We start from the raw sequence: 21,945 nt of genomic DNA on the forward strand, positions 1-21,945 counted from the left end.
ATCGCTAAGTCGAGTCGTGGTGCGAGCACACGGACGTCATGCTCGCATTCGCGTTCGAGTGGATCGAGCTTCAAACACCGGCGAACCAGCTGCCCGCATTGGCGATGGTCAATCTGCATGGCACACGCAGGGTGCGCAAGCGTTCGGGCACCTCCGCGAGAGGATGCACGGAACCTGTCGACGGAGAAGGGACCACGGTGCCGAACACGATCATGATGCTTGACCACCCCAGTTGGTTGACCGGGGATGACGGCCGCGTGCGGCGGGTGTTCCGATCGGCTGACTCGGTCTGGTCGGTGGTCTGCACACCTCGCGTCGACGGCACGCACGTCGTCGACCGGCTGCTCGTCGCAGGCGCGGGCAATGGGCAGCCGGTCGTCGACCTCGTCGACCCGAGCAGCCTCACCGGTTCGCATCCCATCTCCGAGGCGTTGCGTGCCGACGGGGTGGCGGTGAGCCGTGTTCGTAACCCCGACCTGTGGGAAGCCATGGCGACATCGGTCGTCCGCCAGGTGATCCGCGCAGGACAGGCGCGCAAGCTGTGCCGCGCGTTCTGTGCGGCCTACGGCGAGCAGGTCGAGACGCCGGCCGGTCCGGCGTGGCTTTTCCCCACTCCCGAGACGGTGCTCACGTTGTCTGACAGGGAGTTCGCCGGTCTCGGTCTGAGGTTCTTCATGAAGAAGCTCCGGGCCGGTGCCGAGGCACACCAGAAGTCAGGACAGGACTGGGCCGAGCTGCCCGCGGCTGAACTGGTCGACGCGGTGCAGACCACCCGCGGAATCGGTCCGTGGTCGGCCGGCGCGACAGTCGCCGACACCACCAACGACTACAGCCTCTATCCATTCTCCGACCTTGCCGTGCGCACCTGGGCAAAAACCCTGACGCCGTCCCTGCCGTGGCCCGACGAACCACACGAGTTCGGGCGCGCATGGCAAGCGTTGGCCGGTGAGCAGTTGTCCGCGTTGACGCTGCTCACGCTCGCTTGGGGAGTTCGACATGCTAACGGAGTTGCCCTCTAGCCTCATAGCCGGTGCCGACCCGACACGCGAGGTCGACGCACTGTTCGTCAACGCGCCGTTGCGCGACTACAGCGAACGGCCGCGCGTGAACGACTTCACCTTGCCCGTGCTCGGTATGGCCTACATCGCGACCTACGCGGCCGAGCGCGGGTTTAACGTCGGAGTGCTCGACGCCGAGGCGTACGGGCTCGGCGTCGAGCAGACAGCCGAGGTCGTCAACCAGGTGGCGCCACGGTGGGCAGGGTTCAACCTGCTGGCCCCGACGTACGAACTCAGTGCCCGCGTCGTCGCCGACCTCGATCCCGGCATCAAGGTCATGCTGGGCGGACACCAAGCGAAAGCCATGCCGGCCGAAATCCTCGCCGATCCTCGGATGTCGCGATGCGCGGCCCTGGTGATCGGCGAAGGCGAGACCAGGGTCGCAAAGCTGCTCGACGACTACCGCAACCGAGCAACGTTGCCCGGTGTGATGTGGCTCGACAACGCCACGGGCGAGCCACAGGCCGGCCGCGGCAGAAGGAGCTACCTCGCCCCGGACATCAACGCGTTGCCGTTCGTCGACCGTAAGTACCTCGCGCAAGATCCCCACCACGACGCCGGCCGTCTTGAGGCGAACATGGTCGGTGCCCGCGGGTGCCCGTACGACTGCTCATTCTGCGGTGCCGCGGTGTCGGCCAACCCGGACGTTGACATTCGCGTACGCGACCCGCACAACATCCTCGACGAGATGGCCGAACTTCGCGCCACCGGAGTGACCGCGTTCCGGTTCGTCGACGACCTGTTCCTCGGCGCCCGCCGAGTGATCAAAACCATGATGAGCGCCTTCACCGCCGACCGGGTCGGGGAGTGGGCGAAGTGGGACGCCACGGGCCGAATCAACGTGCTCGACCGCGAGGGCAACGAGGTGCTCGACATGCTCGCGGCGAACGGCCTGCGTGAGGTCGCCCTCGGCGTCGAGTCGGGCAGCGAGCGCATGTTGACCCGGATCGACAAGCGGATCACGGGCGACATGGCTCGATCAGTCGTCCGGCGACTGACAGAACGCGGCATCAACGTAAAGGGGTACTTCATCCTCGGGTTTCCGACCGAGACCTGCGCGGAGATCGACGAGACGGTGCGCTTGGTCCACGACCTGTGGGAGATCACCGACCCCCTGCCGGGCACGTTCCGGGCCTCGGCGTTCGAGTATCGCCCGTATCCCGGTACACCGGACTGGACGCGGTTGATGGAGACCGGCAAGTACACCGCCGAGCAACTGCTCAACTACAGTGCCGTTGACCTCACCGCGGACGGCGTCGACGAGTCGATGCGTGAGCGCGACGAGTTCAATTTCTCGGTCAACATCCAGTTGAGCGAGGCACCCATCGACCACGTTCGACGCCGGCTCGTCGAGCTGTCCCACGCGCAGTACGACCGGAAGGCGGCAGCAGCGTGACCGAGCCGTCTTCCGGAAGGCTCATCACCCTTGAGGGTCCGTCGGGCGTCGGGAAGACGACCACGACGCGGCTCGTGCGCGAGCGGCTGCTCGCGCGGGGCTTCCCCGTGCACGCGACGACCGAGCCCTCGCACGGTCCGCTCGGCGAGATGGCACGGCACAACACCGACCGATTCAGCGGCCACGCCCTCGCCTGCCTCGTCGCGGCTGACCGGTATCACCACCTCGAAACCGAGGTGCTTCCCAAGGTCAGGGCCGGATTCATCGTGATTTCCGACCGGTACGTCGCGTCGTCCTACGTGCTGCAACGCATGGACGGCGTGCCCTTGCCGTTCGTGGAAGCGATCAATAGTGCGGCGAGCCGCCCCGACCTCACCGTGATCCTTCAAGCCCCACCGGACGTGACCGCTGCTCGCGTGGCTGCTCGCGGCGCGCACAACCGGTTCCACACCGGCGAGGACACCAGCAGACAAGAGGCCGAGCTGTACGAGGAAGCCGCGGCACTGCTCTCGCAACGGGGGCACCGCGTGCTCGCCCTCGACACCGCCAACTCGTCACCGGTCGAGGTCGCCGACTACCTCATGACCCGGATCGTCGAACTGGTGGAGGGGGCAAACGACGAAGCAGCGACCGCGTAGCCTGCCGGCATGGTGCACCAGCCCGCCGGCGCCGGTGACGTGACGAGTCCCGCGACGCAAGACCAGTTGTCCCCAGACCGACCGACGGTCATCGACGTGCACGTGTTGCTCGTGCGTGACGACGAGCTGCTGCTCACGCGCCGAGGACACGGCGCCTGGGCCGGAATGTGGCACTTGCCGTCGGGCAAGCTCGACCCCGGCGAGTCCGTGCTCGACGCCGCGGCGCGGGAAGCGGCGGAAGAGGTCGGCGTGCTGATCGAACCGGCGGACCTGCGCCACGTGCACACCGTGCACGTGGCCGGGTCCGGGCCGGCGCCCCGATTGGGGATGTTCTTCGAGGCGCGGCGGTGGGTCGGCGAGCCGGTCAACCGTGAGCCCGACAAGTGCTCAGGGCTCGAGTGGTTCCCGTTCGACAGCCTGCCGGACAACGTCATCCCGTACCCGCTGGCAGGCATCCGGGCCTACCGCGACGGCGTCGGGTTCGGCCTGCTCGGGTGGGAACCGCACGCCCGACCGCGTGTGTTCGCCTGAACGACAAGGCGCCCCCGCACTCTGATTTGGGTGTAGGGGCGCTTCGTTTCGGGCGGTAGCGGTGAGACTCGAGCCCACGGAGATCCTGGCGACTGCACCGCCGCCACCCCGCCCACGGCTGACACTGTGGCCGGTACACGCTGGAATGCGGTTACGCGTCATATGTCACTCATAGAATTCCAGCGTGGCACGACCAGCGCAGCACAAGGTCATCCTGACCGGGCAGGAGCGCGCGCGCCTTGAGCACCTGGCGGCGTCGCGAACTGACGAACGTGTTCGGGCACAAGCGCTACTCGCGTCCGCGGCGGGCGAGCCCGACACCGTCATCGCCGCCCGCCTTCAACGTTCGGCGCAGACCATCGCCGCATGGCGGGCCCGGTTCGCTGCCGACCGCCTCGACGGCCTGGCCGCCCGACCCCGTACCGGGCGTCCGCGCGTGCGTACCGAGCACGGTGCCGACAACGCCGTGGTGTACGCGCTCACCCGCCTGGCCCCCAACGGTGACCTGTGGACCAAGGCCGCGATGGCGACCGAGACCGGCTTGTCCGTGCGCTCCGTCGCGGCGACCTGGGCCGCCGCAGGCATCACACCGCACCGCCAGGATCTGTCGCGGCCTGGGGTCGACCCGCTTTGGCATGGTGCCGCCCGTGTGATCGCTGGACTGCACCTCGATCCGTCACTGCGTGTGCTGGCGTGCTGGCGCACCGGCGCACCGGCGCGTCGTGTCACGGCAGAGACCCCGTTGACCGGCTGGAACGAGGTCAACGACGACGTGGTGGGCCTGCTCACCGCCGCGCACGCCCGCATCGCTCGATCCGCACCGGAGCCTGCCGAGCGGGCCCCGGATCAGGTCCGGGCGGAGTGGCGGCGGTTCCTGCTCGCTCTGTCCGCGGCGCGACCCGCGGAAGCAGTTCTTCACCTGGTGTCCGATCGCGTTCTCGAGGACCGGATCAGCGTCAAGGAGCACGAAATCCTGCGGCGCCTTGATGCCCAGCTGCACATCTGCCCCGGTGTGCGGTCGTGGCAGGAACTCGTCCGCCGCGCCGTGACCACCACGCTCTGGGAACACCAGCTGCGGGCACGGCACAGCGGCAGCGACACGTCCGTGGACTGGCAGGCGCGCTGGCGCAACGAACTGCTGGCCGCCGCCCACCATCCCGATGCCGACGCTGTGCATCAGCTCGTGCGGCCACGCCAGGACACCGCCGCCGACTTTAAGTTGATGACCAAGCCGCGGCCGAGGACCCGCACTCAACTCGACCCGGCCGTTCCGGATCCGCACGGCGCGTGGCGTGAGCTCGTGACCCGCTGGGGTGATGACTCTCGGTACGTGTTGCCGGACCAGCCCTACCTGGCGCTGGCTCATCTGCGGACCCATGCTCACGAGCTCGCTCTCACCGGCGAGGACGCGGTGTCGGCGCTGGTGCTGCTCACCGCGCATCGACGGCGTCTCGACCTCGTTGAACTGCTGCTGTACAAGGTCGCGGACCAGACCTTGATCCGGCGCCGTGACATCGCCGCCACGCTCGGCGTCTCCGTCGGCTGGCTCGACGATCACAGGATGGCCCTGCGTCGGGTGGCCGCAGGCGCCGGCGAGACCCTGTTCCTGACGAGCGGCGGACCATCGGTTCCGGAGGCCGACCCGGCTGGCCAGCACGGGGACGCTTCAGCAGGAACGACGCTGGACACGATCATGCGGATGGGTGCCCGTTCGCTCGCCGAGTGGTTGGTCGAGCACTGGCAGCGGCACTACGACGAACTCGATGATCCCGACCACCAGCTGCCTGACCCGACTGACTACCTCGCCGTGGCTGAACACGCCTGCTTGCACCAGTACCGGGTCGTTCGCGACGAACGAGAGGATGAGGTTCTTGCCGCGTTGCGGGTGACTGTCCACCTCCGCAGCCGCATCGCTGGAGAACACCGGTTCTGGCTGACTCTCGGCCGGCAGCACAACGTGCCGCACAAGACCCTGGGCGCCGCGACCGGCCGCAGCGCGGCCGCCTCGGCGGCCCAACACCGTCGGCTGAGCAAGCCCGTCACAGCGCCCGCGCCGGTCACCGATGCTCCGGTCGCGGTGCGCGAGCCCTACTGGCATCCATTCTACGAACGCCTGTCGGCCGTCCTGAGTGGCCTACTGTCCGACGAGCTCCGTGCAGTGCTGCGGCGTGACCGAGACCTGCGCGACAGCATCGACGAACTCGACGTAGCGATCGAGGCCACAGGCGGCGAGTTCAGCACGACGGCGGTGTCGTGGCTGCTGGTGCTGATATCCGAGATTGCCATGAGCGAGCTCGTCCGCAACGTCCTGCAGGAACGTGCCACCGAGACCGAGGAGGAGGCGCAATTGCGCCGCTGTCTCGCCACCGAGATCCAGAAAGCGGCGCAACTACGCCGCGAGTTGCAGGCTGCCCGCGGCTCCGATCAGTGACTGTCCTCATGCCACGGTGAGCTCACTCGGAGTGAATCGTCAGCGGCGTCGTCGCCCAGTCGAGGCAGTGGTGTTCTTCCACTGAACGCGCGGGGTCGGTCAGCGGTGCTTCCACCTGTGTGCAAGCCGAGGCCGCGGTGTCAGACGCAGCGCACGACTCGGGATGGACAGCGATTTCGCTGGCGAGGTGTCAATGTCGCGACCGCTTCCATACCGCTCCCCCGCGTCTCGGCCGAGTGCTTCCGCTTGCACACCCGGAAAGCGCTGCGTAGATCAGGCTGTACCTCGGCGTGACCGCTCGCACCCACGTAGTACGCGCTCGGAGTCAAGCACCAAGCAGCATCGGGAAGCGTCGGCGCGACTGTGTCAGCAAGGTGCTTCCCGCCGCGGGGGTGGTGCGGTCACGGAACTCTGAGCGGAAACAACGCTTCCCGATAAGGACACACCAACCGCGTAGCACGATCTGACCTATCGGATAGGACCGGTCACCTTGCCCGCGGGAAGGGAGCAGTGCGCGGGTCTGTGAACAACCCGACTGGTATGCGCCTGCTCGCCATCCGTCTGCCCGGTGCGTCTCAGCGTGCGGTGCCGCAAGCAAACGGTTCAGTGCGTCCAGAGCTGGCTGCTCCCCTGCCGTCGGGCATCGGCTCTGTCGTGGTCTGCGTTCGGAACCAACAGTCGTGGAAGAGGCGCGCAGGTTGCGCTAGCACCTCGACTTTCGCGTCGGCGACTGACGAGCTGGTCGAGTTAGTGCTATCAGCGCCGTGCCGGTGACGCTCACCCGCACACACGTGGCGATCCAGAGAGCCATGTACCACACTGCGGGAGTTGCGGCTGACGGATCTAGCGGTGCTTGCCTCAGGCGAGGCGCTGCGTTGAGCGAGTTGGGAACCCGGTGCGGTTGCTGCGGTGAGGCGAGAAGGTCGCTACTGCAGCGAGCAGTTGCTGAAGCAAGGTAGCGGCTGCCACCAGCGGGTATAAGACTCCCAGCGACCCCGCTCGCTCCCCCGCTCCGGCCCCGGAAACTGCCGGCGCCGGAGCGGGACGGACCGAGCCCAGCGGGTGCTACCGGTACACAGCGCGAGTGCGCCGAGACTTCGCGGGATGCTCTCTCCCCCGCTCGACCAAGGCGAACCGAGGTACTCGGTCCAGCGGGGGAGTAGCGCCGGCTCAGTGTCGCGAGACGCTGCAGCGCAGAGGGATCACGGGGCATGGAGCGGCGAGTAGCGGTTGCGTCCATCCGCGAGGCGACCCGATCGCGGCGGACGTGTAGGAGATCCATCGCCGAGTGAGCGGCTTCTTCTCCATGCCTGGGCCGACACTTCTCAACTCAGCGTCTTTGTGTCACGTGACATAAGGGTGCATGTCGATCATTGCGGTGTGTCGTGATCATGTCGGTGCCGCGTGCGCTGGGAAGCGAGTTCATCAAGCGCGTCGAGGGCAGCGGCCTGGGTGGCGGCTTGGGCTCGCAGTCGAGCCAGGGGAAGCGATGTCTGGTTGGTGGTTCGCGCCGTAGGGGATGCACTCGTCCGCCGGAAGGGACGCGGTGCGGGGGACGGAACTTCCTCGGTGTTCGGGAAGCGGTCGGCTGCACCATTCGTCGGGCGCGATGCCGCGCGGCGGCGGTGTTCGGAAGCAGGCTTCCCGCCCGATTGGGCGGGGTTGACCTGCCACAAACGCAGGCGGCGTGCGACGCGATCCAGGATCTCGTCGGGAGGCTGAGCACTGGGGAGCGGGACATGTCGAGCCCCATCGGGAGCGAAGTCCACGGCGTAAATGAGTGCGTCGATGCTCCAGCGTGCCGCGAACCACGGCGCAAGAAGTCGGTCAGCGGACCGTTGCAGTTGCTGGGGCCAGTACGCCCTCCTGATGAGAAAGCGTACTACCGCGTGTATCTCGGCCGCGGTTGCGGGAATCACCCGGCTCGGCCAGGGCTCTTCGAGCATCTCAGGCATGGTGTGATCACCTCCGGCGAAGGGACTGCTCGTAGTAGGCACGGTCCCGCGCCAGCTGCAGTCGCTGCTCAGGGGACGTCGGGCCGGACGGTGCGACGGGAGCGGTTGGCATCCACGGTCGTGGGTTCGGGAACCGCACCGGGTGCGGTGGAGGCACTACGTCTTTTTCGCGTGGGGCGAGAGCGGTGCGAGCCTGTGCTACCACGCGATGCTGGACCTCGCTCGGGCCGCTTCCCGCCGGGGCTGCGGGCCGGTGGTGAGCAGTCGCTCGTTGTATCTCCGCGAACCCATGACGAGCGACTGCTTCCCGGACCATGACGCGGGCGTCGGCGGTGAACTGCCGAGCCCACCTCAGCACGTGATCGGGAGTCAACTGCGGCGCGCCATCGGGAAGCGCCAAGGCCGCGGCGTGACCGAACCGCTCCCGAGTTGCGTCTGCGACCCGGTCGCGCTCGCTTTGTGCGGAAAGGATCTCGCCGCTGCGTGTTCGCCAGGTAGCCAGCCGGGTTTCCGCCCAGCGGGCCGGGGCCACCAGCTTGTTGGCGGGCAGAGCGGTTCGGGGGATCCAGCTTCCCGGCGCCCACCGCAGCGCGTGCAGGAAGTCGGTGTTGGTCCAGCCGGCCTGCCAGAACGGTCGGCAGACCTGACGGATCTTCCGGCGGCTCAGTCGAGCCATGACGGGATCGGCGCCCTGCAGCTCTGCGGCGGCGACAAGCATCTGAAATCTGCCTGCCGGAACTCGATCATCGAAGTGGGCGGTCGGCTCCTCATCCATACTGGCGCAAAGCGTCTCTGAAGCTTCAGTGTTGACTAAAACCAGTTTTCCACTGTCAACAAGTTGCCTCGCACGCGAAAGAACAACCCTTCTACCTCGACGAGAAAGATCAAAGATCTTCGTTGGGGTCCAGGTTCTCGCTCGGATCGTAGTGACCGGCGTGGTGGCCGGATCGCACGTGCCGGGTGAGGCGGTCAGCGGAAGCGCTTCGGGTGCGGGGATGCAGAGCATATATACGGCGGCCCAGTTGCCCTGTTCGCGTGAGCCCATCGGGCGGTAGGTCGGGGTGCAGCCGGTCTCGAGCAGGATGAGCCAGCCGGTGAGACGTAGACGCCGTAACCAGCCGGCCATGGTGCTGCGTGCCCAGCGCGTGACCGTGATGAGGCGGTCCCAGGTCGGCCAGGTTTCATAGCACGAGCAGGGCGGTTGAGACTGTCATGTTCTCGGTCGAGCGAACCGGTGTGTGGCTCATGGGTCGGTGGTGATGCTCGTAGCATCCGGGGGATGCTGATCAGGTGGTCGCGGATCCATGTCGAGCTGGGCCTGGGCCCGGCCGTGTTGACGTACGACATGGTGCGCAGGGCGGTCGAGGCGGGTGTGGCCGAGGCGGAGGACCTCGACTGGAAGCAGGCGCTGCTCCCGCCTGCGGAGAAGAAGCAACGGGAGTTCGCCAAAGACGTCGCGGCGATGGCGAACACCCGCGGCGGCCTGATCGTCTTCGGAGTCAGCGAGGACGCCGAGCGTGCCGCCGAGCTGGTCGGGGTCCCTAACGGCGATACCGAGCGTCAGCGGCTGAGGACCCAAGCGTTGCGGTGGGTCCGGCCGGTGATCGGCGAGCTGGTGATCGAGTCGCTCGACGACGAGGACAACGGTGGTCCCGGCCTGATCGTGGTGTTCGTCCCGCCCAGCCCGGACGCGCCGCACGTGGTGGGGGAGAAGAACGAGATGGGCGTGCCCTACCGCTCCGGGCCGCACACGGACTGGATGTCGGAGGCGATGCTCGAACGCGCCTACCGGGATCGGTTCGCCCGCCGGGCCGACGACCGAGCCGCGCTGCACGCCTTGATCGAGGGTCTCATTCCCGAGTTGAACTTGAGTGACGCGGTCTGGCTGGTGGTAGCGACCAGGACGTCGACGTCTCCGCCACCCCAGGCGTCACGACCTGACAGGGTGCGCGTCGCCGGCACGATGCGCATCGCGCTGGAGTTGGCCGGCGATCTTCTGGGTGTCCACGCGAAACGCTTCCAGGTTCTGTCCGGCAGCGACAGCGGGTTCCTGTTCCACCCGCGTACCGGGCTGAGCAGGTGGAGGTTCCGGTCGAACCGCCACGTCCTCGATCCGCACGCGCGCGTCGACCGGGCGATGGTGGAACTGCACCACGACGGCAGCACCACCCTCGCGGTCAACCTGACCGCGCTCCTGCGCCGCGCGGATCTCGGCGAGGACAAGCGGCTGCGCAACACGCTGCCGGTGCCGATCGTGAAAGTGGACGGCCTGCTCGTCGAAGCCGTCGCCGTGGCTTCGACGCACGTCCGGCGCCTCGGCGGGACTGGCACCGTTCTGGCCCACGCCGTCCTGCTCGCCACCTCCGGCGAACCCCTTGTCGCTGTCGACGACGACTTCCCTGTCGCGGTCGTCGACGAGACGTGGCCGGTGCGGGTCCCGCTCGCGGTGGAGGCCGCGTTCGACGCCGACAGCGACATCCCGGCCCTGCACGCCGCGGCCCGCCAGCTCGCGGAAGACATCCACCAGCAGTTCGGCAGCTCCGAGGCCGCCCTGCCACCCCATCGCCATGGCGGCTGAGGTCGTCTGGCCATTGCCGGATGCTGGAGACGCGGTTGCGGGGGTCGTGGCGTGAGTGGCGTTGGCAGCCGGGTTGTTGAACGCACCGGCGCTGGTACGGCTCGTCGCTGGGTGTTGCGCGAACGGGACGTTGACTGCCCCTCCTCGCGGGTCATATGCCTACGTCGCGGGCGTCACGAACAGCGCCTGGAAAGTGAAGTGGCCTCCCGGTGGCGCCAGGAGGCCGTGCTCGATGCGTGACATCCGGGCCAATCCAGACGGCGTGCTCGAGGCCTGTCCATGGTCTCGGCTCGTACGATTGATAACCAAGCCTTGACTGTCTCAGAGCGCGGCTTCACCCAACACATCAATCCCTGACCTGCGTTGACACCACAGGGTGCGGCGCCGCCTGTCAGCTTGTAAGGGGATCTTGGTGACGCGATTCCGCCTGGCGTGATTGATCGGAGTGACAGCTTCGGCTTTCAGCGGCTAGTCCCCGTCGCCGCGCCGATCGCATACTCGGCGTGAGCGAACCTGTCGTTCAGCCCCGAACCGTGTGGCGCGGTCCGGACTGGACGCGAGACGGGCTCGTCGACGTCGTCGCTGACGGCGTGACATCCGGGCCATCGAGACCTCTGTCGAGGAGACCTTCGTGCTGTCACTACCGCGAGGGCGGGCACTGATGCCTGTCCTGATGTTGTGTTTGCCGCTTCCCGCACGCCTGCGGCCTCAGTGGTGGGAGTTGCCGCCATGGTGGGCGGTCGTCGCCCACGTCGTGTTCGCCACCGAGGTTTGCGTCCTGCTGGCGTTGGGGCTGGACCCGATCGAGGCGTTCGCGGTGCCGCTGCTGTTGACCGCCGTGCTCGGGCAGGTCGTCAAGGCCATCGCCGGCGTACGCGCGCCGTGGCTGCCCGGCCCCGCTCACGCGAGACCGGGCATGGCACCGGGCCCGTCGACGGCCTGAATCTCGTGGCCGGGCGACCTGAGAAGCCGCTGGACCCCGACGCAGGACCGCACGCCAGGTTCGCCCTGGAGTTGCGCGCGCTGAGGAGCGAGGCAGGGCTCAGTTACCGCGAGATGGCAGGGAAGGCGCACTACTCGGCGCCTTCCCTGTCCGGCGCTGCCAGCGGCAAGTCCTTCCCCAACTGGCAGCTGACACGCGCGTTCGTCGAGGCATGTGGTGGTGACGTCGAGGAGTGGCAGCAACGCTGGAAGGGCTACTCCGAACAGATCGGCGTCACCGCGACCCAACGGCTCGGCAGCCGCTACCGGCTGAACACCGTGGCGATCGGCAGCGGCGTGATGGGTCGCGTCTTCGCGGGCACCGACAACCACGGCCGCAAGTTCGCATTCAAGGTCTTGCGCAGCGACCTCGCCGACGACCCGGAGTTCGTCACCCGGTTCGTCAGCGAACGGTCAGTGCTGACCGGCCTGCAGCATGACAACCTCGTCCAGGTCCACGACCTCGTGGTCGAAGGCGGCACGGTCGCGATCGTCATGGACCTCGTCGACGGCGGCGATCTGCGCGCCGAGCTGTCGGAGTCGGGCCCGATGGACCCGGCTGCGGTCGCGCGGATCGGGCTGGGAATCGCGCAAGTGCTGGACGTCGCGCACGCCGCCGGCGCCCTGCACCGGGACGTGAAGCCGGAGAACGTGCTGCTCGACAAGTCGGCCACCCCGGCGACCCCGCGCCTGAGCGACTTCGGGCTGGCCGCCTTGATCTCCGGCAACCGTGCCCGCCGCAGCTCGGGCGTCATCGGCACGCCGACCTATCTCGCGCCGGAGATCATCCTGGGCGAGGACGCGACTGCGGCGTCGGATCTGTACTCCCTGGGGGTGCTGCTCTACGAGCTCGCCAGTGGGGTACCGCCGTTCACCGGCTCTGTCTACGACGTGCTGCGACAGCACAACGAAATCAAACCGCCGCAGCCCGAAGGTATCCCCGACGGCTTGTGGAAGATCATTGCCTGGCTTCTGGCCAAGAACCCCCAAGCCCGCCCCAGCGCCCAACGCGTGATAGCCGTCCTGCAGGCACTGGCCGACGGTCTCACCGCTCCCATGGCTGTGGCCCGCACACCGACCGCGGTGTCGAGACTCAGCGTGCTGCTCCGCGCATGGCGGGGCTGGACGTCGTTGAGGGAGCAGCGACGATTCGAACGCCGCATGACGCGGCCGTGGCGATCACGTAAACGCGCAATCCTGGTGGTGGCAGCGGTGGTGACGCTCGGGTTCAGTTTCGACAGCATCGCCACCATCGTCAGGGAGCCAACCACGCCGCAGCTCGTCGGCCTGAGAATCGATGATGCGCGGAATGCCCTACCTCGCACGGTCACCCTCACGGTGTCAGAGATCGTCGACACCTCGGTACCTGACGGCACCGTGATCGGACAGAATCCTCGAGAAGGCGAGCCGTTCGACCGCGACATCGCACTCACCGTCGCCCGCCCGCTCAAGGCCAAAGGGCTCTACGAGCTCCATTCCATCAATAGTGCCGGCTCCACCGCGCTCGTCGACGACAAGGTCATCATCGCCGGAACGCTCTACGACAAGGCACTTCTGGTGAGGCAGCTGTGCTCCCGTGAGCAGGCGTTCACCGAGTACGTCATCTCCAAGAACTACCGCACGCTCACCCTGAAGGCGGGGTTCAGCGACTTCGCGCACTCCTCCACCCTCAGCGCGACCGTGCAGATATTCGGTGACGGCCGGCTCCTGTCGGAGCAGACAGCGAAGTACGGGCAGGTCACACCGATCTCTGTCGACGTCAAAGACGTGCTCCGGCTCAGAATCCAGTGGACTATCTCAGGTCTTGCCACCGACACGTGCAAGTCCGACGACATCCTCGCCTTCACCGACGCCATGCTTCAGCCATGATCACATAGTTCCTGGAGCCGTCACCGCGCAGGCCCGCGCGGCGACGGTCCCGACGTCATCACGCAGCACATCGGTGGGTGCTTGCCGTCGCCGTTGCGCTGGCTCGCCAAAGGGGGCGGGTTGGTGTGCGTTGAGGGGTCGCAGGGGAGCGACTTGACTGACGTCATCGTGCTGCGGGCGCTCGCCCTCATCGTCCTGGAAGTGTGGCGGTGTGTTTGTCGGGGGTGAGCGCGACGTTGCGGAAGGCCAGCGGCTGGCAGCGTGACGCCGCCAGCCGCAGGCGGCTGCCTTGATCCGGGGCGGGCCAGCACGCGGCGCAGCCGGGTCGGGCCGGTGATCACCGTGCCGGCGAAACCGGTCTGGCGGGCGCGGCCGACGAAGTCGTCCAGCCGGGTCCGACGACGGCTGGACGAAGCTCGCCGCGCTACCGCGCCCGGTGTTGACCAGAGGTCTGTTCCAGGGTTGCCGCGGCGGGCCTGGTTCGTGTTCGTGCCGCAGACCGGCCGCGGCCAATGCCGGCTCGTTACTTTGAGGACCGGTCATAGTTCTCCTGGACCGGTGATCCTGCGGGCTGCGACGCGGCGCGGCGCCTGTGGGTGGTGGTGACCGGCAACTGGGCCTCGGGCTGCTCTGGCGTCCTTTCAGCGGCGACCGGGATGGGTGCGTCGGCCGGAGCGGGGGCACCCGCGGTGCGCTTGGCCGCACGACGCTGTGGACGGGTTGTAGGAGCTTTGTCTTCGACATCGAGTTCGTCGGTTTTCTGTGACGCGGCCGAAGTCTCTGTCAGGATCTCCGGACTGTGCAGTCGGTTCAAGGCGCGGTGCAGCGTGACCCGGACCGCGCCAGGGGTTGACCCGACGGCTTCAGCGACCTCTTCGGCACTCAGGCCGACCGCGACACGCAGCAGGATGACCTCGCGCTGCTTGTCTGTCAGGCCGTGCAGCAGCCGGGTGAGCCTGGCGTTCAGCTCTTTTTGCAGGGTGAACTCCTCCAGTTCGTCGGCCGGCACCGCATGGTCGAGCATCTCCGCGTGGTCACGAGCTAGCGCTCGATGTGCGTCGGCGACCTTGTGTGCAGCGATGCCGTAGACGAACGCGAGGAACGAGCTTCCCTGATCGCGGTACTTTGGCAGGGCGGTCAGCACGGCCAGGACGGCTTCATGCGCGACGTCGTCCGCGGCTTTCGGGAAATGGCCCAGCCGCGCGCGGCAGTACCTCACGACCAGCGGCATGAGGTTGCTGAGAACGGTCTCGACGGCGTAACGGTCTCCCTCCACCGCTTTGTCGATCGTCTTCGGGCCGAGTGGGCCCTCGTCCGTCGGTGTGGATGGGGTCGCCTGGCGACGAACGTCCTGCTCGATCGTGTCGGCCTGGTCCAGTTCGGCGACCAGATCGAGGACGGCGTCGGCGTCCGCGTAGTCCTTCTCGAGTGCGCGCGCGCGGTAGGACGCGGCGGCGCCGGCGTTGACGGAGGAGCGTGCCATCAGCTCGTCGAAATCCATCTCGCCGAGGTTGTCACGGTCGCTGCTGGATGCGGACATGGCTACCGCTCCTCTCGTTCGATGTCGTTCGTGTTCTCGGTCGTGTCCGGTGCCGCGAGAGTCGGGTAGTGCTGGCCGATCAGGCGTTTCGCGGAGGTTCTTGCCCGGTACAGCCGAGCGGCGATGGCTTCCGGCGTCGTGCCGAAGATCTCGGCCATCTCGATGTTGGTGTAGCCCTCCGCTACACCGGCCAGAAGGTCGATCTGCTCGTTCGACAACTTTCCTCGCAACATCCCCACCAGCGCCTGGGCGTCGAACTCGTAGCCCGTGGAGTACTCGACCGCGATGTCGGCGTAGGTGAGGACGTCGTCATGCATCTCCAGATGCGACCAGCGTTCGTGGTGCTGAGCCCAGGACTTCCACCTGCCCGCGAACACCAGTACGCAGCCTGTCAGGAAGTAGCCGCGCAGCGTCGCTCCCTTGGCAGGATCCCAAATCCCGTTGCGGATTCCTCGGTCGCGGAGCAGGCAGAAGGCCTCCGCTTGGACCCCGCGGACGAGGCTGTCCAACTCGGTGAGATCCCAGCCCTGGAAGCTCCCGTACTTCGGAAAAGGAGTCTCTTTCGTCTTCTTGAAGATGAGACCGCGCTTGCACCAGGCGATCAACAGCTTCTTCGTGGACACCATGAGCTCTCGCGCCCAGTCGCGGAACTCCGGGGAGCGGCAATCGGTGGCGCGGAACCGCGCACACAGCTCGGCGTCGGCGGCGAGCAGGTCGGCGTGGGCGAGCGGGAGCGCGACCGGTGTACCGTCGTTGCCCTCCGGCATCTCCGGCACCGGCTCGCCGGGCACCGTTGCGGCCTCGCTGCTGTCTTCCGGTTCCCTGCACTGCTCCGAGGGCTGGTCACCCCCGTGCACCGCCTCGTCAGGCCTGCTGCGTCGTGCCTGGCCTGTGTCTTGTGTGCCGCGGGGATCCGGAGCACTGCCCTCCTCACCGGGCCCCGTGGGGTTCTCGCTCATCTCGGTGCTCCTGACGGTGGGGTAGGAGGGAGTGTGTGGGACGTGCGAGTCGGCATGGCCGTGCGCCTTCTGTGCGAGGGGTTCTTGTACTGGGTCTATGTCGAACTGGGCGTGATGATGACGGCCGCCCTGAAAGTGTTCGCGATCACGAATTTCCCTGCCTGTCCGTGCTGTCGCCGTCATCGTGGTCGTGGTCCGCGCATAGATCCATGGAGTAAGGGCTCACCGAAGAGAACGGGGACCGACCGTGGGGAAGGCTAAGAAGGTCGCGCAGCCGGAGTCGGCGCCGATGATGACGTGGCCGTTGGCGGTCGTGGTGATCGTGACGGTCGTGTGCGGGTTCGGGTTCGCGTTCGCGTTGATCGCTGTGGCGGGTCTTCCACCGTGGTTGGCGACCGTGATCACGATGGCGATCGTGTCGGTGATCGTGTCGGCGTTGATCCCGCGGCGGGGCGAGGGCGGAGGGTGGCGCCGGATCGCGAACGCGATCCACGCCCTAGGCGGCGGCGACGGCTCCGGTGGTCCAGGCGGTGCGTGATAAACGCCGCCGTCCGTCGTCGTGACGCAGGAGCTCGAGCGCGACGATGCGGCGCTTTGGCGTGATCGCCATTGCCGCCCACCCCGCACGTGCTCGGCGTTGACGAGGCTGGCCTCGGCGAGGCGGGCTGGGCTTCTGATCAACGCCGGGCGTGGTGCTGCGCCTGGTTCACGCGGTCGTGGTCTTCGGATCACCAAGCAGCTTCATCCGACTCCTCGGGCGGAGGCGGAGGCGGCAAGGGGATGTCCAACTGAGAGGTGTGGGCTGAGCCCGAAGTCGCTGTCTGGTCTTTGAGCGGGATGACGTTGCCGACCCGGCGGGTGCGTTGCGGGTCCGGGCGTGTGTTGACCTTGGCGCGTGCCCATGCCTCGCGCCAAGGCGCCGGTGTCCGCCACTGCGGGAGCCCGAGCAGGTCGGTGTTGGTGTCGAACTGCGTGAGCAGCGTGGTGACGATGCTCATGAACAACTCGATCTGCGGAATGTGCCGGCCAGCGAAGACCTCGGACAGGGTGCCGGCACTGGCGGGGCGGGCGTTGTCGGTGGTCTTCATGACCTTGGCGAGTCCGCGCAGGCTGGGGTCGCCGGCGTAGAACTTCAGGACCTGAAGCTGGTGGCGCAGGTCGTCGAAGTTCTGCACGGTGTCCGGCTCGGGCTGCTGGGGACGCGCGCGTGCTTCGACCCGGTCAAGCACCGCTTTCACGGTCGTGGCTGGTGTGTGTCGGCGTCCTGCTCGTGCTCGCGGGGTTCCCAAGGACGATGCGTGGAGCAGCCGCAGGATCTCCAACGCCTCCTCGACCTGCTTAACGTAAGTCGTGAGTTCGCCGAGGCGTTCGTGAGCCGCTGCTGCGGCCGTACCGGACCAGTTGTTCTGCTGGTGCTGCAGGTCTTGGAGTTGCTGCGTCAGCCCGCGGACGGCGTCAGCGCGGAACTCCGGGGTGACGCCGTCCTCAGGCTCGATCGCAGCGTGAAGGCGCGCCGCAGCCTGGCTTAGTAGGTCACTAGGCGCGTCCGCGATCACCGACAACATGAAGGCCAGATCCCTGTCCTGGTTGCCGCGGGCGGTGATGGCGGTGGCGAGGTACTTCGCGTGCTCGCGGAAGTCCCGGTCGCCGTGGTCGTTCTGGGCGCGTTGCCTGTTCATGTGTCTCCCTTATTCCTGGCGGCGTTGCCGAGCCGTTGGCGGCGGTAGCGGCGCAGGCGCTGCTCGATCGAGCCGGCGGAGGTCCCGAGCCGCTGGGCGGCCTCCACGATCGAGCAGCCGTGCAACACGATCAGCTCCGCTGCCGGGCGGAGCTTGTCCGGCATGGTGTCGAGCTCGGCACGCACGAGCCCGTGCGCGACCACGACGTCGGCGGGGTCGTCGCAGATGCAGGTGTCGAGGACCTTGCGGGCGGCGGAGTCGACCTCGATCACCATCTCGACGTGGTCGACGAGGCGGTCGCGTTGTTGCTCTTTGCGCCAGCGCCGCCACACGGTCGGGAAGACGGCGACGCCGGCGCCGACGAAGAAGGTCGTCAGCGCCGCGCCGCCCTCGAACGTCCAGCCCTGGCCGATCAACCCCTTCTCGCGGAACAACTTGATGGCCTCGGCGATGATCTCGTAGGCCAGCTCCGCGCGGCCGTCGCGATCACGCACGAGCTGCTCCTGATCACGCTCGTCGCGGACGACCGGCCGCCCGCGCTGGGCGGTGTAGCCGAAGATCGTGCCCCGGCCCAGCCACGACATCATGACCGGGAACGCGTACGCGATCAGGTCGGCGATCAGCAGGTCATACTCCCTGCCGGCGAACCCGGCGGCGCTGATCCGGTTGTAGAACTCGCTGTCGGCTTCGCGCCTGGCGACGTTCTCGGCGGCCTTGCGGATCTCCTCCGGGTTCTCGGCGCCGATCCCAAGCGGGCCGGGACCGCTGGGCACGTCGACGAACGGGAACGCCGGACGGCCGGACGGCGGCTTGAACAGCCGGGCGAAGGCCAGCGCTTCCTCGACCAGCGATTCTTCTACTTCGGGTTGTAGGTCCGCGATGACAGCAGCCGGAAGCGCGACATGCGCTCCACCTGCCTGCGGCTCCGACAACCCACACTCCCGTTCTTCCGCGCGCCCTCAAGTGACGATGGCCCGCGCCGCCGAACTGCACGACGACACGAACCCTCGTATGTCGGGCCGGTCGCGGAAGCCTACGGATTGCTTCAAGATTTTTCCGGCGATCTTTTTTGTAGGCTGACCTGCGGTTCTCGGCCTATAGCCCCATCGACGGCCGGGGCGGTCCCGGTCACGATCACCGACAGGGGAAGACCGATGTCCCGCACGACCCCCGGACCCGCCGACGGCTCTGGCGACGGGCACCTGTTCACGCCGCGCACCGCGCTCATCCTCTTGCTCGCCGTCCTGGCAGGCGGCGCCGCAGTCGCGCTCAGCGTCTGGGCCGGGCAGCACATCGCCCAGGCGCTGCTCGTCGGCGCCGGCGCCACCGCGGCCGCGATCGCGTTCTTCAACTGGCTCATCAGCCCGCGCTGACATCCGTGACAGCCGAGCACGGTGTGGAGTCCAGTCCGTTGTTGCACGGGGCCACCCCACTCCGTCCTGGCCCCCGCCGTGGCGGTCGTTGCGCTGCTCGTGGTGCTGCAGGTGATCCAGCGCACGACGTTGAGTTTCGGCGCGGTCTCACCGTTGCCGGCGACCACCGCGCGGATGGCGTCGACGAGCTCCTAGGCGGAGTCCATGGACTTCTCGGGCGTCGTCTCGTGCGAGAAGAACGTGATGATCTCGGCGTTGATGGGGACCGGTGGGTTTGCGGTGCGCGCCAGCCGTCTCGCTGGCGACATGTCAAGCTTTTGTCCACTTTTCGCTCCGGTGCCGACGTGCCGGTCGCTGACCGGAATCGGCTGTGTGACGCGCTCACGTAGACGCTCGCCATGTTGCCGCCTACCCATCAGAATCGGTACCTCGAGGATCGGGGCCTACACGCTGAAACTGGACGTAACACCCTGACGACGCTCGCCACACATGCGCCCGTGTCGCGTGTGTGGTGATGCATCACGGGCATCGGGTGCTGGAGATTGCCGAGCACGTCGGCGCAGGAGTGCAGCGTTCGGTGCCAACGCGAACCGCCGGGTGCTCAGTGGATGGTCTTGTTGGTGATGGGGATGGTTGCTCCGAAGCCGAGGATGGCGGCGATGCCGGCCGCGGCCGTGTTGTGTGTCTGCAGGTAGGTGAGTACGCCCAGCAAGGTGGCGATGAAGAGTGCGATGAAGAAGATCACTGCGGTGCGCACGGTGACGAGTGATTGGTCGCCTGCGGCCGGTGGGGGTGTGCTCGGTGGGGTGGCGGTGATCACGTTGCGGGTACCTCGTGCTTGTAGATGGGGGTTACCTGCTTGGTAGCTGTGATCTCCCGTGTGTGTGGGTCGAACCGGGTTTCGATCAGGGTCGACCAGCGCTCGTCTTTGACCTGGCGGTAGATGTTCACGATGTGGTCAGCGAGGAACTGTGCTGCGCCGAGGGTCCCGATTGCGTGTACGCCGGCGAGGTACAGGAAGGTGCCACGTTGGTCCGGGCGGGGAAGGCGACCGATGTAAGCGTGGTCGCTGTCTGCGTCAGTGTTGTGCAGCGCCCGGAACTCGCGGTCTTGGCTGTAATCAACGAGGTACCAGCCGTGGGGGTCGACCTGGAAGCCGAGATGTCGATCGTTGGCGAGAACTTGACGCAGGAACGGCAGCAACCGCGGCGAAGTCAGAACGATGAGGTTGTCACGATTGAGGTCGACATCGCCTGGGGGCGGCACGATCTCGGTTACGGCGTCAGCGCCGACGGTCTTGGCGAGACCGTGCAGGATCTGGCAGGCCGCGTTCGCTTCCTCGCTGGCGACGGCACCGCGGTCGCTCTTGCCGGCTTCGTGTTTGCCTCCCACAGCGATGGTGAGGCGACCGATACCGCCCAGAAGTGCGCGCTCGGGCCACGGGCCAGTCTTGAGCAGCTGGTGGACGCGCTGCTTCGTGAGGCCGGTGCGCTTGCCGATCTCGGTCCCTCGGAGCGTCTCGGCCATCTTTGTCAGGGCCTCGCGGCGCAGGCGGGACACTTCGCCTTCGATCGCGCGGAGCCTGTCGCCGGTGGTGTTGGCCATGCGAACACGTGTAGCCAGGTCCTCCTCGGCGCGAAGTTCAGCGAATAGTCGCTGCGCGAACTCGTCGAGCGCCTCTGTCACGGATTCCTCCGGCTGCTGTCACGTGCGTGTCAGCGGTCATGTTCGCACATAAATCAAGCCCTCTTGACGCCCGTGAGTCAAGGGGGCTTGACGCAGTCAAGTCCCCTTGACTACCGTGCGGGCGCACCCTTTCGAGGGAATGAGCTCGACCTCAGATAGAACGAGGCCCCACCGGCGGCTACCGGCGAGGCCTCGACACGAGTCGTCACGACGCCTACGCGAGAGGCACGACCCGATGGACACCATCTTGACACCCGCACCACCTGATCGGCAGATCCTGCCCGGCGAGGACGCGCGTCTGCGCGCCGCAGTAGCTCTGGACGGGCCGTGCATGAGGAGCGTCGTGCCCGCGCCGACGCCCGAGGTCGTGCTGGTGTGCGACGAGGACCTGCTCGCTGACGCCCTGGCCAACGCGCTCGACGCCGCGGCGATGGGGCTGATCATCACCCCGCTCGACGAGCTCGCCGTGCGCCGGGTCCGCCGCCATCAGCGCCGCCCCCTCGTGCACACCGCGGCCGCCGCAGTGGTCCTGTCGTTCACGCCTGGGCAGGTGACCGCATGATCACCACGATCGCCAAGAGTCCCGTGGCCGCCACCGCCGCGCCTGCTGCCGTGTGGCCGGGGCACGCTGTGCTCGAGGCCGCGGAGGCCGCCGAACTGGTACTGCTCACGCCCGCGATCCCGCTGGTGCGGCACCGCCAGGTCGATGACGTGGGTGCCGTGATGCTGCTGCTGCTCGCGCACAACCTGCTCGTGCTCGGCGATCCGTGCGATGTCACGTGGCAGGGCCGCGTGACGACCGCGCTGCGAGTCGACCTGACCTCACGTGGCCGCACCCGGCTGCAGACCCGGCGCCGAGTGCTCACCGGCGGTGTGCGATGAGCCGAACGACCAACACCCACTCGGGTTCCACTGCCTCACGTGATCTGTCCGGCGATGGAGCTGCGTGGGAGGACCAGGTCGACCGGGGCATGCAATGGATCGCGCTGATCATCGCGCTGGCGTTGTGGGCGGTGCTCACCGCCGTGCGGTGGCTGGCAGGCGCGATCGTGTTCACCGCGCAGCGCCTTGCCGAGGTGCTCGCCGGGGTGATCTCGGACCTGGCGATCCAGCTGGACGAGCGCTGGCTGGTGGCCGGCGCGGAGGACATGACGAGCTGGGCGCGGCGGGATGCCGCGTACCGGGCGCACGTGCGCGCCGAGCGGGTGCCGGCATGAGCCGCCGGGGGACGCACCTCCGGCGGCGACTGGTGGGCTCGCCGCTCAGCGCAA

General features: G+C 67.5%; 18 protein-coding genes and 1 pseudogene. 13 read left to right on the top strand and 6 right to left on the bottom strand.

Annotated elements, in window-relative coordinates; translation table 11 throughout:
* Positions 1 to 38 precede the first annotated feature (38 nt).
* The 8 genes from ACZ7CF_RS34790 (at position 39) to ACZ7CF_RS34825 (ending at position 13,437) form a co-directional block, all read left to right on the top strand.
* Complete coding sequence (locus ACZ7CF_RS34790) at positions 39 to 1,019, top strand: DNA glycosylase family protein (protein ID WP_470371752.1); 981 nt, start codon at positions 39 to 41, stop codon at positions 1,017 to 1,019.
* On the top strand, positions 997 to 2,454 hold the full coding sequence (locus ACZ7CF_RS34795) for a B12-binding domain-containing radical SAM protein (protein WP_470371753.1): 1,458 nt from the start codon (positions 997 to 999) through the stop codon (positions 2,452 to 2,454). Before ACZ7CF_RS34790 ends, ACZ7CF_RS34795 begins: the two co-directional genes overlap by 23 nt.
* Complete coding sequence (gene tmk, locus ACZ7CF_RS34800) at positions 2,451 to 3,092, top strand: dTMP kinase (protein ID WP_470371754.1); 642 nt, start codon at positions 2,451 to 2,453, stop codon at positions 3,090 to 3,092. Before ACZ7CF_RS34795 ends, tmk begins: the two co-directional genes overlap by 4 nt.
* A gap of 9 nt (positions 3,093 to 3,101) precedes the next feature.
* A complete protein-coding gene (locus tag ACZ7CF_RS34805) occupies positions 3,102 to 3,623 on the top strand; it encodes an NUDIX hydrolase (RefSeq protein ID WP_470371755.1) in 522 nt (173 codons plus the stop codon).
* A gap of 184 nt (positions 3,624 to 3,807) precedes the next feature.
* Complete coding sequence (locus tag ACZ7CF_RS34810) at positions 3,808 to 6,054, top strand: helix-turn-helix domain-containing protein (protein ID WP_470371756.1); 2,247 nt, start codon at positions 3,808 to 3,810, stop codon at positions 6,052 to 6,054.
* A 3,234-nt stretch (positions 6,055 to 9,288) separates the two neighbouring features.
* On the top strand, positions 9,289 to 10,587 hold the full coding sequence (locus ACZ7CF_RS34815; RefSeq protein WP_470371757.1) for an AlbA family DNA-binding domain-containing protein: 1,299 nt from the start codon (positions 9,289 to 9,291) through the stop codon (positions 10,585 to 10,587).
* 721 nt (positions 10,588 to 11,308) lie between these two features.
* The gene (locus ACZ7CF_RS34820) at positions 11,309 to 11,530 is read left to right on the top strand and encodes a hypothetical protein (protein WP_470371758.1); all 222 of its coding nucleotides are present in this window, start codon (positions 11,309 to 11,311) and stop codon (positions 11,528 to 11,530) included.
* Between the two features lie 5 nt (positions 11,531 to 11,535).
* A complete protein-coding gene (locus tag ACZ7CF_RS34825) occupies positions 11,536 to 13,437 on the top strand; it encodes a protein kinase domain-containing protein (protein ID WP_470371759.1) in 1,902 nt (633 codons plus the stop codon).
* A gap of 802 nt (positions 13,438 to 14,239) precedes the next feature.
* On the opposite strand, the pseudogene ACZ7CF_RS34830 reads toward ACZ7CF_RS34825, so the two are convergent.
* Positions 14,240 to 14,920, bottom strand: a pseudogene (locus ACZ7CF_RS34830) (sigma-70 family RNA polymerase sigma factor); the annotation flags it as partial.
* 59 nt (positions 14,921 to 14,979) lie between these two features.
* On the bottom strand, positions 14,980 to 15,936 hold the full coding sequence (locus tag ACZ7CF_RS34835) for a hypothetical protein (protein WP_470371760.1): 957 nt from the start codon (positions 15,934 to 15,936) through the stop codon (positions 14,980 to 14,982).
* Between the two features lie 247 nt (positions 15,937 to 16,183).
* Between ACZ7CF_RS34835 and ACZ7CF_RS34840 the strand changes: the two genes are divergently transcribed.
* On the top strand, positions 16,184 to 16,474 hold the full coding sequence (locus tag ACZ7CF_RS34840; protein WP_470371761.1) for a hypothetical protein: 291 nt from the start codon (positions 16,184 to 16,186) through the stop codon (positions 16,472 to 16,474).
* 190 nt (positions 16,475 to 16,664) lie between these two features.
* On the opposite strand, the gene ACZ7CF_RS34845 is transcribed toward ACZ7CF_RS34840, so the two are convergent.
* A complete protein-coding gene (locus tag ACZ7CF_RS34845; RefSeq protein WP_470371762.1) occupies positions 16,665 to 17,615 on the bottom strand; it encodes a hypothetical protein in 951 nt (316 codons plus the stop codon).
* Positions 17,612 to 18,547, bottom strand: coding sequence for an RNA polymerase sigma factor (locus ACZ7CF_RS34850; protein ID WP_470371763.1), 936 nt, complete (start codon positions 18,545 to 18,547; stop codon positions 17,612 to 17,614). The genes ACZ7CF_RS34845 and ACZ7CF_RS34850 overlap by 4 nt, the downstream gene beginning before the upstream one ends.
* A gap of 222 nt (positions 18,548 to 18,769) precedes the next feature.
* Between ACZ7CF_RS34850 and ACZ7CF_RS34855 the strand changes: the two genes are divergently transcribed.
* The gene (locus ACZ7CF_RS34855; protein WP_470371764.1) at positions 18,770 to 18,988 is read left to right on the top strand and encodes a hypothetical protein; all 219 of its coding nucleotides are present in this window, start codon (positions 18,770 to 18,772) and stop codon (positions 18,986 to 18,988) included.
* 601 nt (positions 18,989 to 19,589) lie between these two features.
* Here the strand turns inward: ACZ7CF_RS34855 and ACZ7CF_RS34860 are convergent.
* Complete coding sequence (locus ACZ7CF_RS34860) at positions 19,590 to 19,808, bottom strand: hypothetical protein (protein WP_470371765.1); 219 nt, start codon at positions 19,806 to 19,808, stop codon at positions 19,590 to 19,592.
* Positions 19,805 to 20,674 (bottom strand): sigma-70 family RNA polymerase sigma factor, encoded by an 870-nt coding sequence (locus tag ACZ7CF_RS34865; protein WP_470371766.1) that lies wholly within the window; start codon positions 20,672 to 20,674, stop codon positions 19,805 to 19,807. The genes ACZ7CF_RS34860 and ACZ7CF_RS34865 overlap by 4 nt, the downstream gene beginning before the upstream one ends.
* A 235-nt stretch (positions 20,675 to 20,909) precedes the next feature.
* On the opposite strand from ACZ7CF_RS34865, the gene ACZ7CF_RS34870 reads away from it, so the two are divergent.
* The 3 genes from ACZ7CF_RS34870 to ACZ7CF_RS34880 are packed head-to-tail and all read left to right on the top strand — an operon-like array spanning position 20,910 to position 21,891.
* Entirely contained in the window at positions 20,910 to 21,236 is a 327-nt protein-coding gene (locus ACZ7CF_RS34870; RefSeq protein ID WP_470371767.1) for a hypothetical protein, read from the top strand.
* Entirely contained in the window at positions 21,233 to 21,556 is a 324-nt protein-coding gene (locus tag ACZ7CF_RS34875) for a hypothetical protein (protein ID WP_470371768.1), read from the top strand. Before ACZ7CF_RS34870 ends, ACZ7CF_RS34875 begins: the two co-directional genes overlap by 4 nt.
* A complete protein-coding gene (locus ACZ7CF_RS34880) occupies positions 21,553 to 21,891 on the top strand; it encodes a hypothetical protein (protein WP_470371769.1) in 339 nt (112 codons plus the stop codon). The genes ACZ7CF_RS34875 and ACZ7CF_RS34880 overlap by 4 nt, the downstream gene beginning before the upstream one ends.
* The last annotated feature ends 54 nt before the right edge of the window (positions 21,892 to 21,945 follow it).

This window comes from Lentzea sp. NPDC036955, assembly GCF_055608005.1.

Coding starts and splice junctions, on each gene's coding strand:
- ACZ7CF_RS34790 (WP_470371752.1), top strand. CDS start 39: ATGCTCGCATTCGCGTTCGAGTGGATCGAGCTTCAAACACCGGCGAAC.
- ACZ7CF_RS34795 (WP_470371753.1), top strand. CDS start 997: ATGCTAACGGAGTTGCCCTCTAGCCTCATAGCCGGTGCCGACCCGACA.
- ACZ7CF_RS34805 (WP_470371755.1), top strand. CDS start 3,102: ATGGTGCACCAGCCCGCCGGCGCCGGTGACGTGACGAGTCCCGCGACG.
- ACZ7CF_RS34815 (WP_470371757.1), top strand. CDS start 9,289: ATGCTGATCAGGTGGTCGCGGATCCATGTCGAGCTGGGCCTGGGCCCG.
- ACZ7CF_RS34835 (WP_470371760.1), bottom strand. CDS start 15,936: ATGAGCGAGAACCCCACGGGGCCCGGTGAGGAGGGCAGTGCTCCGGAT.
- ACZ7CF_RS34845 (WP_470371762.1), bottom strand. CDS start 17,615: ATGAACAGGCAACGCGCCCAGAACGACCACGGCGACCGGGACTTCCGC.
- ACZ7CF_RS34855 (WP_470371764.1), top strand. CDS start 18,770: ATGTCCCGCACGACCCCCGGACCCGCCGACGGCTCTGGCGACGGGCAC.
- ACZ7CF_RS34870 (WP_470371767.1), top strand. CDS start 20,910: ATGGACACCATCTTGACACCCGCACCACCTGATCGGCAGATCCTGCCC.
- ACZ7CF_RS34875 (WP_470371768.1), top strand. CDS start 21,233: ATGATCACCACGATCGCCAAGAGTCCCGTGGCCGCCACCGCCGCGCCT.
- ACZ7CF_RS34880 (WP_470371769.1), top strand. CDS start 21,553: ATGAGCCGAACGACCAACACCCACTCGGGTTCCACTGCCTCACGTGAT.